Below are 12,081 nucleotides of genomic sequence, written 5' to 3' on the forward strand. Positions count from 1 at the left end.
CGGCGCGGCAAGGTGATCTCCGAGAAGGAGAAGAAGATCACCGCCTACCACGAGGGCGGGCATGCGCTGGCGGCCTGGGCGATGCCCGGGCTGGAGCCGGTCTACAAGGTGACGATCCTGCCCCGCGGCCGGACCGGCGGCCACGCGCTGGTCGTCCCCGAGGACGACAAGTCGCTGATGACCCGGTCGGAGATGATCGCCCGACTGGTCATGGCCATGGGCGGCCGCGCGGCCGAGGAGCTGGTCTTCGCCGAGCCCACCACCGGGGCGTCCTCCGACATCGCGCAGGCCACCAAGATCGCCCGGGCCATGGTCACCGAGTACGGCATGTCGGCCAAGCTGGGCGCGGTCAAGTACGGCCACGGCGACGACGAGCCGTTCCTGGGCCGCACCTACGGCAGCGGGCCGGAGTACTCCATCGAGGTCGGCAGCGAGATCGACGGCGAGGTGCGGGCGCTGATCGAGGCCGCGCACACCGAGGCGTGGGCGGTGCTCAACACCTACCGGGACATCCTGGACAACCTGGCCGCGGCCCTGTTGGAGAAGGAGACGCTGGAACGCCGGGATCTCGAGGTCATCTTCGCCGAGGTGGAGAAGCGGCCGCGGATCACCGCCTTCGACGAGTTCGGTCCCCGGCTCCCGTCCGATCGGCCGCCGATCAAGACCCCCGGCGAGCTGGCGATCGAGCGCGGCGAGCCCTGGCCGCCGCCCGCTCCGGAGAAGCCCACGCGCGCACCCGAGCCGGTGCCGGTCGGCGTGGCCGCCGACCACCCGGGCCAGGGCGGCTACACCACCGCCAAGCCCGAGGCCCAGCTGGGTCAGGCCCCGGGCGCGAACTGGACGGGCGGGGTCCTGCCGGGACCGCTCGGCCCGTACGAGCCGGGCCCGCACCAGCGGCCCCAGGGCGGCGCGTACGGCCCGCCCGGCAACGGCACCCCGGGCTACGGGACGCCGCCGAACGGCACCCAGTCCGGGGGCAACGGCCATCCGGCCAACGGGTACCCGCCGCACGGTCATCCCCCGAACGGCTACCCGCCGAACGGCGAGGGCGGGTGGGGTCAGAGCCCGCCGCCGCCCCCGGCCGGGCCGATCGACCCGCAGGATCCGTGGGCGCCGCCCAAGGACCCGCGCGGGCGGACCTCATGAGCACGGCACCGCCCGAAACGGCGGTCACCGACGGCTCGGCCGACGGGGCGGCCAACGGCGCGGCCGACCGCCCGGGGTTCGACCAGGCGCGGGCCGAGGCGGCCGTCCGCGAGCTGCTGCTCGCGGTCGGCGAGGACCCGGACCGGGACGGGCTGCGGCAGACCCCGGCGCGGGTCGCGCGGGCGTTCGCCGAGCAGTTCTCCGGCCTGCGCGTCGACCCGAGCACCGTGCTGCAGACCTCGTTCGACGAGAACCACAACGAGATGATCCTCATGCGGGACATCGACATGTACTCGACCTGCGAGCACCACCTGGTGCCGTTCTTCGGCAAGGCCCACGTCGGCTACATCCCCGGCGCCGACGGGCGGGTCACCGGGCTGTCGAAGCTGGCCCGGCTGGTCGACGGCTTCGCCAGGCGCCCGCAGGTGCAGGAGCGGCTGACCACCCAGATCGCCGACGCGCTGGTGCACCGGCTGCGGCCGGCCGGGGCCATCGTGGTGATCGAGGCCGAGCACCTGTGCATGGCCATGCGCGGCATCCGCAAGCCGGGGGCGGTGACCACGACCTCCGCGGTCCGGGGCATCTTCCAGTCCCAGGACCGCACCCGCGCCGAGGCGATGAGCCTGATCACCGGCCGATGAGCACCGGCCGGGCAGCGTCCCACCGGCAGTCCGACCGGCAGTCCGACCGGCAGGCCGACCGGGCCGTGGTCATGGGCGTGGTCAACGTGACCGCCGATTCGTTCTCCGACGGCGGCCGCTACCTCGACGTCGCCGCCGCCGTGCGGCGCGGCCTGGCGCTGGCCGCCGCCGGGGCCGACATCGTCGACGTGGGCGGCGAGTCGACCCGACCCGGCGCCCACCGGGTCCCGGCCGCGGTCGAGACCGACCGGGTCGTCCCGGTCGTCGCCGAGCTCGTCGCCGCCGGCGTGGTCTGCAGCGTCGACACCACCCGGGCGGCCGTGGCCCGGGCCGCCCTGGACGCCGGCGGGCAGATCGTCAACGACGTCTCCGGCGGGCTCGCCGATCCCGAGATGGCCGCGATGGTCGCCGACGCCGGCGTCCCGTGGATCCTGATGCACTGGCGCGGGCACAGTGCGGGCATGGACGCCCTGGCGGTGTACCGCGACGTCGTCGACGACGTGCGGGCCGAACTGGCCGCCCGGGTCGAGGCCGCGCTGTCCGCAGGCGTCGCCGAGCAGCACCTCGTGCTCGATCCCGGACTCGGCTTTGCCAAGACCGCGGAGCACAACTGGGCGCTGCTGCGGGCGCTGCCGGCGATCACCGGTCTCGACGGCGCCGGCTGGGGCTTCCCGATCCTGGTCGGCGCCTCGCGCAAGCGGTTCCTGGGGGCCCTGCTCGCCGGCGCGGCCGGTCCCCGGCCGCCCGACGGCCGGGAGGCGGCGACCACCGCGATCTCGGCCCTGGCCGCGGCCGCCGGGGCCTGGGGTGTCCGGGTGCACGAGGTCGCCGACTCGCTGGACGCGGTCCGGGTCGCCACCGCCGTCTCCGGCCGGGGCCCGACCCGGACCCTGCCGCGACCCACCGCGGGCGCCTCGGGCAGGGTGTAGGCATGGCGGACCGGATCACCCTGACCGGACTGGAGCTGTTCGGCCACCACGGCGTGTTCCCGGAGGAGAAGCGCGACGGGCAACGATTCGTCGTCGACCTCACGGTCTGGCTCGACCTGACCGCCGCGGCCGGGTCGGACGATCTGAGCGCCACCGTGCACTACGGCGAGCTGGCCGAGCTCGCCGCCGGGATCGTCACCGGGCCTCCCCGCGACCTCATCGAGACGGTCGCCGCCCGGATCGCCGACGAGATCATGGCCCGGTACCCGGTGCACGCGGTCGAGGTCACGGTGCACAAGCCGGCCGCGCCGATCCCGCTGACCTTCGCCGACGTCGCGGTGACCGTCCGGCGGTCGCTGCGGCGGCCGGGGGCGGCGCCGTCATGAGCCGGGCGGTGCTCTCGCTCGGCTCGAACCTGGGCGACCGGACGGCCCACCTGCAGACCGCCGTCCGCAGCCTCGGCCGGACGGTCCGGGCGGTGTCCTCGATCTACCGCACCCCGCCCTGGGGCGGGGTGGAGCAACCCGACTTCTACAACATCGTGGTGATCGCCGAGGACGACGGGGACGACCCGCTGGCCTGGTGGCGGCGCTGCCAGGCGCTGGAGGAGGCGGCCGGCCGGGTGCGGGCCGTCCGCTGGGGCCCGCGCACGCTCGACGCCGACGTGGTGCTGGTGGAGGTGCACGGGCACGCCGTGCTCAGCGACGATCCCGAGCTGACCCTGCCGCACCCGCGCGCCGCCGAGCGGGCATTCGTGCTCGCGCCGTGGGTGGAGGTGGATCCCGGGGCCGAGCTGCCCGGTGCCGGCCCGATCGCCGACCTGCTCGACGAGCTCGACACCACCGGTATCGCCCGGGTCGGTCATGTGCACTGACCCCCGATCCGGCCGCGGGCCGGCCCGGCCCCGGTGACCACCGACGACGGCCGGATGGGCCTGACCCGCTGGCGGGACCTGGCCGTGGTCTGCCTGGTGGCGGCGGTGGCCGGTTACCTGCTGGTGCGCGTGAGCTATGCCCGGATCCCGCCGCTGCCCCGGCTGGCCGGGCTGCTCGCGGCCCTCCTCGGGGTCGGCGAGGCGGTCGCCGGGTTCGGGCTGCGGCGCCGGATCCGGCCCCCCGAGCAGACCGCCGGGGCGCCCGCACCCCGCCCGGTCGAACCGTTGACCGCGGCCCGCGCCGTCATGGTGGCCAAGGCCACCGCCCTGGCCGGGGCCGCGCTGGCCGGCCTGTGGCTCGGCCTGCTCGGTTTCGTGCTGCCGTCCTGGGCAGACGTGGCCGCCGCCCGGGCCGACGGCATCACCGGGTTCGTCGGGCTGGCCGGCGCCGTCGTCATGGTCGCGGGTGCCCTGTTCCTCGAACGCAGCTGCCTGGTGCCCAAGGGCAGGTAGCCGGCCGGCCGGGCATCGGCCCGGCGTCCGAGCCCGACCGGCCCGGCGTTCCTCGGGCCCGATGGGCGCGGCCGACCGGTCCGGGTCACCGTGGCGCGGCCGGTCCCGCCTCGCCTGCGGCCAGGCGACGCAGCTCGGGTGACTGGTACGGGCCGACCCGGTCGCCGCGCCGCAGGGCCTCCCGGACGGCCGGGTCGTCGAACCGGTCCCGCGCCGGCTCGTAGTACGGCACGTGCAGCCGCCGGATCAGGTCGACGAACTCGTCCAGGTCCTGCACGGCCGGCCCGCCCTCGCCCGGCCGGCCCGGGCCGGCGCTGAGGAAGGCCAGCAGCAGGCTCAGCCCGTCCCGGTCCAGGCAGGCGGCCAGCTCGACGGTGTCGAACGGGGTGTCGAACGGGGTGTCGAGCCGGGAGTCGGGCGGGGCATCGAGCGAGGAGCCGAACGCGCAGTCCGGCGAGGTGCCCATCGAGGAGTCCGATGCCGGGCCCGGCGAGGTGCCGGCGGGGCCACCGGTCCGGGACCCGGCCGGCGGCACGCAGCCGCCGTGCAGGATCCGGAAACCTCCGGTCGCGTACGGCTCCTGCGCCTGGGTGCGGAACGCCAGCACGCCGCCGTCGGCGGCCACCGCCGTCCCGCACCCGTCGCACCGCCACGAAGCGGGCCCGGCCACCGGGCTCAGTTGGCCGCGCACCACACGGTGCTGTTCGCCACCAGCAGCCGCGCTCCGGCCGGGTCGCCGTCCACCGCGTCGGGCCGGCTGGCGATCAGCACGCCCGCGCCGGCCGCGGCGTCGGGCAGCGGCAGCGGTCCGTCGGTGAAGTTGACGGCGCAGACCAGCCCGTCGCCGCGGCGGAACGCGAGCATGCCGTCGGCGGTCGGCAGCCAGGTCAGCCCGTCCTCGTGCAGCTCCGGACGGCTGCGCCGCACGGCCAGGGCGGCCCGGTAGAAGTGCAGGCTGGAGCCCGGGTCGGCGAGTTCGGCCTCGACCGTCCGGTCCGCCCAACCGGCCGGCTGCGGCAGCCAGGGCTCGCCGGCCGGCCCGAAGCCGAACGGCGCCGCCGTCCCGGACCACGGCAGCGGCACCCGGCAGCCGTCGCGACCGACCCGTTCGCCGCCGGTGCGGGAGAAGATCGGGTCCTGGCGCAGCTCGGCCGGGATGTCCCAGACCTCCTCCAGCCCGAGCTCCTCGCCCTGGTAGACGTAGGCGCCGCCGGGCAGGGCCAGCATCATCAGGGTGGCCGCACGGGCCCGGCGCAGCCCCAGCTCGCCGCCGCCCAGGCGGGTCGGATGCCGGGTGACGTCGTGGTTGGACAGCACCCAGGTGGCGGGAGCCCCGACGGCGCCGAGGGTGTCCAGCGTGGTGTCGATCGCGGTGCGCTGGGCGGTGGCGTCCCACTCGGCGTTGAGGTAGTCGAAGTTGAAGGCGGTGTGCAGCTCGTCCGGCCGCAGGTACTGGGCGAACCGCGAGGGGTTCGGCACCCAGGCCTCCGCGCAGAACACCCGGTCGCCACCGACCTCGTCGACCACGGCGCGCCAGCCCCGGTAGACCTCGTGGATCTCGTCGCGATCCCAGTGCGGATGGTCGTTGGTGTTGGCCGCGGTCAGCAGGTGACCCTCAGCGCCGCCCGGCAGATCGACCAGGTCCGGGTCCTTGACCAGCCCGTGCGCCACGTCGATGCGGAAACCGTCGACGCCGGCCTTCATCCAGAAGCGCAGGATGTCCTGGAACTCGGCGACCACCTCGGGGTTGGTCCAGTCCAGGTCGGGCTGCTCCGGGGCGAAGATGTGCAGGTACCACTGGCCGTCCGGCACCCGGGTCCAGGCCGGGCCGCCGAAGTTCGACACCCAGTTGTTGGGCGGCAGGGACCCGTCGGGTCCGCGGCCCTCGCGGAAGATGTAGCGGCCCCGCTCGGGGCTGCCCGGTCCGGCGGCCAGCGCGGCCTGGAACCAGGCGTGCCGGTCCGAGGTGTGGTTCGGCACGATGTCGATGATCACCCGCAGCCCGCTGGCGTGGCTCTCCTCGACCAGGGCATGGAAGTCCGCCAGGGTGCCGAAGATCGGGTCGACGTCCCGGTAGTCGGAGACGTCGTACCCGGCGTCGGCCTGCGGCGACGGGTAGAACGGGCTCAACCAGATCGCGTCGATGCCCAGCCCCGCCAGGTACGGCAGCCGGGAGCGGATGCCGGCCAGATCGCCGATCCCGTCGCCGTTGCCGTCGGCGAAGCTGCGGGGGTAGATCTGGTAGATCACCGCACTGCGCCACCAGGGGTGGGCGGACTCGACCGCGACCACCGGCGATTCGGGCAGTGAGGGTGACATGGGCGGGCTCCCGGTTCGCTCGTCGGACGCTGACTCGGACTAGTTAACCGCTTCACCAAGCGCCCGTCAAGAGGGTTGTCAGCCCATGTCGCAGGGGCACCTGCGCCGGTCGGTGCTGGGTTAACGCTTAACCAGCAGGTAGCGTGGCGGCATGGCCAGCCGCGACGCGCGACGCCCGACGATGAGTTCCATCGCGCGGGTGCTCGGGGTGTCGGTGGCGACCGTCTCCTACGCGTTCACCCGCCCGGAGAAGCTCTCGGTCCCGGTCCGGGAGCGCGTCCTGGCCGAGGCCGCCCGGCAGGGGTACGGCGGGCCCGACCCGGCGGCCCGCCAGCTCAGCCGGGGCCGGACGGACACCCTGGGTCTGCTGTTCACCGACGAGCTCGGGCACGCCTTCACCGATCCGGCGGCCGTCCGCTTCCTGCAGGGCCTGTCCGCGAGCTGCCAGAGCGCCGGCCTCAATCTGCTGCTGATCTCCTCCGAGGCGTCCGGGGGCCGGCCGGACGCGGTGGCCAACGCCGTCGTCGACGGATTCGTGGTCTACAGCGTGCCGGTCGAGGATCCGCATCTGGACCGGATCCGGCAGCGCCGCCTGCCCACGGTCGTGGTCGATTCGCCGCCCGACCTGCCCGACGTCGACTGGGTCGGCGCCGACGACCGGGCCGGCGGCCGGCTGCTGGGCGAACTGGTGGCCGGCCTGGGGCACGAGCGGGTCGGCATCATCACCTCGACGGGCCGCGGCGCCCACGCCGGGGCCGTCGACCTGGACGCGCTGTGGGCCGCGCCGCCGTCGGTGCACCGCAACCGGATCCTGGGCGTGGCCGAGGCGCTGGCGGCGGCGGGCCGGCCGGACCCGGTCGTCGAGCAGCGTCCCGTTCTGTCCCGGGCGGCCGGGGCGGACGCGCTGACGGCGCTGCTGGACCGGGCACCGGAGGTCACGGCCGTCTGCGCGATGATGGACGTGCTGGCGCTCGGCGCCCTGGACGCGGCCCGGGCCCGCGGGCTGGCGATCCCCGACGACCTGACCGTCACCGGCTACGACGGCATCCCCGACGCGGCCGGCGCCGATCTGACCACGGTCTGCCAACCCCTGCTGGACAAGGGCCGCCTGGCCGGTGACCTGTACCTCAGCCACCGCCCGGGCGATCCGCCGCGCCGGCGCACGCTGCCCGTGCACGTGCAGGTCCGGGGGTCCAGCGGACCGCCGCGGGCCGGCGGCTGAGCCCGCCGCGCGCTCCCGGTCCGGCCGTCACCCGGTCCGTCGGGAGATTGTCCCCGGGTGTGCCTCCGTGGGTCCGTCCGGGGAATCGCCGGCCGGCCGGCCGGCCGCCGCGATCGCCTGCACGGCGTCGAGCAGCCGCCGCCGCAGCCGGCCACCCCGCTCGGCGAACTCCCGCTGCCGGGCGACGTACTCGGCCTTGCCGGCGGGCGTCTCGATCGGGATGGCCGGGTACCCCAGATCGGTCAGGTCGTACGGGGACGCCCGCATGTCGACCTCGCGGATCGCCCTGGCCAGCTCGAACGCGTCGACGACCAGGTCGCTGTCCACCGCCGGCAGCAGGCGGTACGCCCATTTGTAGAGGTCCATCGAGGTGTGCAGGCAGCCGGGTTGCTCCAGGCCGACCCGCGCCTCGAGGGTGGGTCGTAGCTGGTTGAGCGGGCGGGCCGCAGCGGTGAAGAACCGGAACGCGTCGTAGTGGCTGCACCGGATCTGGTGGTCGCGCACGACCTCGTCGGTGCCCTCGCGGCCCAGGCGCAACGGTCGCCCGCCGTGCCGCAGGTCGTCCGCGGACATCCGGTACACCATCGCCCATTCGTGCAGGCCGAAGCAGCCGAACTGGCCCGGGGTGGCCGCGACGGTCGCCTGGAGCCGGCCGACGAACCGGACCTGATCGCCGCGGGCGGCCAGGAAGGCCGGCAGGTCGACCGTCACCACCGACCCCGGACCGTCCAGGACCCGGTGGAAGCGCCACTGCGCCCGGTCCCCGGCGTCGGCCAGCGCCGTGCCGGCGCCGGGATGCCATCGCCGGAGCTGTCCGGGGCGGAACGGGTAGTAGGTGAACAGGAAGTCCTCGACCGGATGGGGCTGGCCGGCCCGGGCCCGTGCGCGGTGCCCAGCGGTCAGCGCGTCGACCCGGGGGGCATGCGCCGATTCCTCCTCGCGCCACCGGTGCGGTGGCAGCACCGCGAGCCCGGTCGTCGTCACCGCCCCATTCTCCGCCCCGCGCCGCCGCCGGGCGGCCCGTCCTGCGGTCGGTCCGGCGGTCGGTGGACGGTCGGTGGGCGGTCGGTGGGCGCCGGGTGGCAAAGTAGGCTGGTCCGTCGTGAGTGCACCGACCCCCACGGATGACGACGACCTGCCCGAGCAGCTTCGGGTGCGCCGGGAGAAGCGGCAGCGGCTGCTCGACTCCGGCGTCGAGCCGTACCCGGTGGTGGTGCCGCGGACCACGAGCCTGGCTCAGCTGCGGGAACGGTTCCCGGACCTGCCGGCGGACACCGACACCGGTGAGGTGGCCGGCGTCACCGGCCGCGTCATCTTCCTCCGCAACTCCGGGAAGCTGTGCTTCGCCACGATCCGGGAGGGCGGTGCCGGCGACTCGGGCACCGAATTGCAGATCATGGTCTCGCTGGCCGGGGTCGGCGAGGAATCGCTGGCCGCGTTCAAGCGGGACGTCGACCTGGGGGACCACCTGTTCGCCCACGGCCGGGTGATCACCTCCCGGCGCGGCGAACTGTCGGTGATGGCCGATTCCTGGTCCATTGCCGGCAAGGCCCTGCGTCCATTGCCCGTCGCGCACAAGCCGTTGTCCGAGGAGGCCCGCGTCCGGCAGCGGTATGTCGATTTGATCGTGCGGCCGCAGGCCCGGCGGACGGTCGAGATCCGCGCGGCGGTCAATCGCTCGCTGCGGTCGACCCTGCACGACCGGGGTTTTCTGGAAGTGGAAACCCCGATGCTCCAGGTGTTGCACGGCGGGGCCGCCGCGCGGCCCTTCTCGACGCACATGAATGCGTTCGACATGGAGTTGTACCTGCGGATCGCGCCGGAGTTGTACCTCAAGCGCGCGGCCGTCGGTGGAATCGAGCGGGTCTTCGAGATCAATCGCAACTTCCGCAACGAAGGTGTGGATTCCTCCCATTCGCCGGAATTTGCGATGCTCGAGGCGTACGAGGCCTGGTCGGACTACAACGGGATGGCCGAGCTGACCCGATCGTTGATCCAGGATGCGGCGGTCGCGGTCCACGGGTCCACGACGGTGACGCACGCCGACGGCCGGGAATTCGATCTGGGCGGCAACTGGCCGTCGGTCACCCTGTACGGCTCGCTGTCCGACGTCGTCGGCCGGGAGATCACCGTTGACACACCGATGGCCGAACTGGTCGCCCTGGCGCAGCAGCACGGGGTCGGGGTCGCCCCGCATTACGGGCCGGGCAAGCTGGCCGAGGAGCTGTTCGACGAGTTGGTGCGCCCCGACCTGATCTCGCCGACCTTCGTGCGGGACTACCCGGCCGAGACGTCCCCGCTGACCCGCGACCACCGGGACCGGCCCGGACTGGCCGAGAAATGGGATCTGTACATCCGGGGCACGGAAATGGGCACCGGGTACTCCGAGCTGGTCGACCCCGTCATTCAGCGGGCGCGTTTCGTCGACCAGGCCCGGTTCGCCGGCCTGGGCGACGACGAGGCGATGGTGCTCGACGAGGAGTTCCTGCGCGCGATGGAGTACGCCATGCCGCCGTCCGGCGGCATGGGCATGGGGGTCGACCGTTTGATCATGGCCCTCACCGGTCTGGGTATACGGGAGACGATCCTGTTCCCGTTCGTTCGCCCGGGCGAATGACCGCAATGGACTGAGCGGGCGCGTTCTTTCTCGAACGTTACCGGCGTCATACGCTTCGTGACCAATTTCTCACGGTCGTGATCTCGGCCACGAAGATTGCCTTCGCTCCGTGAATGTGCTGGCGACCCCCGGCGGTGTGTCGCCGACAATTTCCGGCTAATCTGTAGAAGTGACCCCACAGGCCCGGTCCTGGGCGTTCGGGGATGAAATCTGCAGTAGTGGGAGGCTCACGCATGGCAACCTTGACCACCGTCTCGTTGGTGGATGATCTGGACGGTTCGGAGGCCACCGAGTCCGTCGCATTCGCGCTTGACGGGGTGGCGTACGAGATTGATCTGAGCGAGGAAAACGCGGAAAAGCTCCGCGATGCGCTGGCCGGATATGTCGCCGGCGCGCGCCGGGTCGACGGGTCCCGCCGCGCCGGCCGCGCCAAGGTGGCCAAGGTCGCGAAGCCGGCCCGGGGCACCCGCACCGCGCCGGACCGGGAGCAGACCGCCGCGATCCGCGAGTGGGCCCGGGCGAACGGCTACGAGGTGTCCGAGCGGGGTCGCCTGTCCGCGACCGTGCTGGCCGCCTTCGAGGCCGCGCACTGACCGTTCCGGCCCCGACGGCCGTGCCGACGACCCCGGTCCCCGCCGCTGGCGGGCCGGGGTCGTCGGGTATCCCGGCCGGGTGATCCGGCGGCTGTTCGCCCACGGCGTAGCCCCCGCCGTGGCGGAACGAGAACCCCTGGGGGAGCGTTGGAGTGCAGTGACGGCACGGTGTGCGGTGCCGTCACCACGTCACCGTCGTCTCGCTGTCGATCGGGCGGCCGGGGCCGGCCGACTAGAGTGAGCTATCCGCTGCCGAGCGGGACGAGTGGCACCTTGCCTGATCGCGCACGCCCGTAAGGAGTGCACATGTTCGAACGGTTTACCGACAGAGCCCGTCGTGTGGTGGTGCTGGCCCAGGAAGAGGCCCGCATGCTCAACCACAACTACATCGGCACCGAGCACATCCTGCTCGGCCTCATCCACGAGGGTGAGGGCGTCGCCGCCAAGGCGCTGGAGTCCCTGGGCATCGCACTCGAGGGCGTCCGCGCCCAGGTGGAGGAGATCATCGGGCAGGGACAGCAGTCCCCGTCCGGCCACATCCCCTTCACCCCGCGGGCCAAGAAGGTGCTCGAGCTGTCGCTGCGCGAGGCGCTGCAGCTGGGTCACAACTACATCGGCACCGAGCACATCCTGCTCGGCCTCATCCGTGAGGGCGAGGGCGTGGCCGCCCAGGTGCTGGTCAAGCTCGGCGCCGACCTGAACCGGGTGCGGCAGCAGGTGCTGCAGCTGCTCTCCGGCTACCAGGGCAAGGAGACCGCGGCCGCCGAGGGCGGCCGGTCCGAGGGCACCCCCTCGACCTCGCTGGTCCTGGACCAGTTCGGTCGCAACCTGACCCAGTCCGCCCGTGAGGGCAAGCTCGACCCGGTCATCGGGCGCGAGAAGGAGATCGAGCGGGTCATGCAGGTGCTGTCCCGCCGCACCAAGAACAACCCGGTGCTGATCGGCGAGCCCGGCGTCGGCAAGACCGCGGTGGTCGAGGGCCTGGCCCAGGCGATCATCCGCGGCGACGTCCCGCAGACGCTCAAGGACAAGCACCTCTACACGCTCGACCTCGGCTCGCTGGTCGCCGGCTCCCGGTACCGCGGCGACTTCGAGGAGCGCCTGAAGAAGGTGCTCAAGGAGATCCGCACCCGCGGCGACATCATCATGTTCATCGACGAGATCCACACCCTCGTCGGGGCCGGTGCGGCCGAGGGCGCGATCGACGCGGCGTCCATCCTCAAGCCG

At 73.6% G+C, this 12,081-nt stretch carries 12 protein-coding genes and 1 pseudogene; 10 read left to right on the top strand and 3 right to left on the bottom strand.

Features of this window, described 5'->3' with window-relative positions:
* The 6 genes and pseudogenes from ACOJUF_RS08515 to ACOJUF_RS08540 all read left to right on the top strand — a co-directional run.
* Positions 1-1,146: pseudogene (locus ACOJUF_RS08515) on the top strand (cell division protein FtsH); the annotation flags it as partial.
* Entirely contained in the window at positions 1,143-1,787 is a 645-nt protein-coding gene (gene folE, locus ACOJUF_RS08520; RefSeq protein WP_420121430.1) for a GTP cyclohydrolase I FolE, read from the top strand. The pseudogene ACOJUF_RS08515 and the gene folE, both read left to right, overlap by 4 nt.
* A gap of 71 nt (positions 1,788-1,858) precedes the next feature.
* Positions 1,859-2,716, top strand: coding sequence for a dihydropteroate synthase (folP, locus tag ACOJUF_RS08525; protein ID WP_420121441.1), 858 nt, complete (start codon positions 1,859-1,861; stop codon positions 2,714-2,716).
* 2 nt (positions 2,717-2,718) lie between these two features.
* Positions 2,719-3,102, top strand: a complete 384-nt coding sequence (gene folB, locus ACOJUF_RS08530; protein WP_420121431.1) for a dihydroneopterin aldolase — start codon at positions 2,719-2,721, stop codon at positions 3,100-3,102.
* On the top strand, positions 3,099-3,590 hold the full coding sequence (gene folK / locus ACOJUF_RS08535; RefSeq protein ID WP_420121432.1) for a 2-amino-4-hydroxy-6-hydroxymethyldihydropteridine diphosphokinase: 492 nt from the start codon (positions 3,099-3,101) through the stop codon (positions 3,588-3,590). The genes folB and folK overlap by 4 nt, the downstream gene beginning before the upstream one ends.
* A gap of 33 nt (positions 3,591-3,623) precedes the next feature.
* A complete protein-coding gene (locus ACOJUF_RS08540; RefSeq protein ID WP_420121433.1) occupies positions 3,624-4,103 on the top strand; it encodes a DUF3180 domain-containing protein in 480 nt (159 codons plus the stop codon).
* An 85-nt stretch (positions 4,104-4,188) separates the two neighbouring features.
* Here ACOJUF_RS08540 and ACOJUF_RS08545 read toward each other — a convergent pair whose 3' ends face one another.
* Entirely contained in the window at positions 4,189-4,728 is a 540-nt protein-coding gene (locus tag ACOJUF_RS08545) for a hypothetical protein (RefSeq protein WP_420121434.1), read from the bottom strand.
* Between the two features lie 50 nt (positions 4,729-4,778).
* Positions 4,779-6,422, bottom strand: a complete 1,644-nt coding sequence (locus ACOJUF_RS08550) for an alpha-amylase family glycosyl hydrolase (protein ID WP_420121435.1) — start codon at positions 6,420-6,422, stop codon at positions 4,779-4,781.
* A gap of 151 nt (positions 6,423-6,573) precedes the next feature.
* Here ACOJUF_RS08550 and ACOJUF_RS08555 point away from each other — a divergent pair, with 151 nt between their 5' ends.
* Positions 6,574-7,644 (top strand): LacI family DNA-binding transcriptional regulator, encoded by a 1,071-nt coding sequence (locus tag ACOJUF_RS08555; RefSeq protein ID WP_420121436.1) that lies wholly within the window; start codon positions 6,574-6,576, stop codon positions 7,642-7,644.
* Positions 7,645-7,671: 27 nt separating this feature from the next.
* On the opposite strand, the gene ACOJUF_RS08560 is transcribed toward ACOJUF_RS08555, so the two are convergent.
* Positions 7,672-8,628: a 3-methyladenine DNA glycosylase gene (locus tag ACOJUF_RS08560; RefSeq protein WP_420121437.1), complete on the bottom strand. Its 957-nt coding sequence runs from the start codon at positions 8,626-8,628 to the stop codon at positions 7,672-7,674.
* 118 nt (positions 8,629-8,746) lie between these two features.
* Here ACOJUF_RS08560 and lysS point away from each other — a divergent pair, with 118 nt between their 5' ends.
* The 3 genes from lysS to ACOJUF_RS08575 form a co-directional block, all read left to right on the top strand.
* Complete coding sequence (gene lysS, locus ACOJUF_RS08565; protein ID WP_420121438.1) at positions 8,747-10,261, top strand: lysine--tRNA ligase; 1,515 nt, start codon at positions 8,747-8,749, stop codon at positions 10,259-10,261.
* Between the two features lie 233 nt (positions 10,262-10,494).
* Positions 10,495-10,854, top strand: coding sequence for a histone-like nucleoid-structuring protein Lsr2 (locus tag ACOJUF_RS08570; RefSeq protein ID WP_420121439.1), 360 nt, complete (start codon positions 10,495-10,497; stop codon positions 10,852-10,854).
* 306 nt (positions 10,855-11,160) lie between these two features.
* Positions 11,161-12,081 (top strand): Clp protease N-terminal domain-containing protein (locus ACOJUF_RS08575; RefSeq protein ID WP_420121440.1); only part of this gene is annotated, 921 nt, incomplete at its 3' end.

It is taken from the genome of Nakamurella sp., assembly GCF_048594475.1.
Lineage (GTDB): Bacteria > Actinomycetota > Actinomycetes > Mycobacteriales > Nakamurellaceae > Nakamurella.

Bases quoted from the DNA above. Each gene is read 5' to 3' on its own strand.
- ACOJUF_RS08570 (WP_420121439.1), top strand. From the start codon at position 10,495: ATGGCAACCTTGACCACCGTCTCGTTGGTGGATGATCTGGACGGTTCG.
- folB (WP_420121431.1), top strand. From the start codon at position 2,719: ATGGCGGACCGGATCACCCTGACCGGACTGGAGCTGTTCGGCCACCAC.
- folE (WP_420121430.1), top strand. From the start codon at position 1,143: ATGAGCACGGCACCGCCCGAAACGGCGGTCACCGACGGCTCGGCCGAC.
- ACOJUF_RS08555 (WP_420121436.1), top strand. From the start codon at position 6,574: ATGGCCAGCCGCGACGCGCGACGCCCGACGATGAGTTCCATCGCGCGG.
- ACOJUF_RS08550 (WP_420121435.1), bottom strand. From the start codon at position 6,422: ATGTCACCCTCACTGCCCGAATCGCCGGTGGTCGCGGTCGAGTCCGCC.
- folK (WP_420121432.1), top strand. From the start codon at position 3,099: ATGAGCCGGGCGGTGCTCTCGCTCGGCTCGAACCTGGGCGACCGGACG.
- folP (WP_420121441.1), top strand. From the start codon at position 1,859: ATGGGCGTGGTCAACGTGACCGCCGATTCGTTCTCCGACGGCGGCCGC.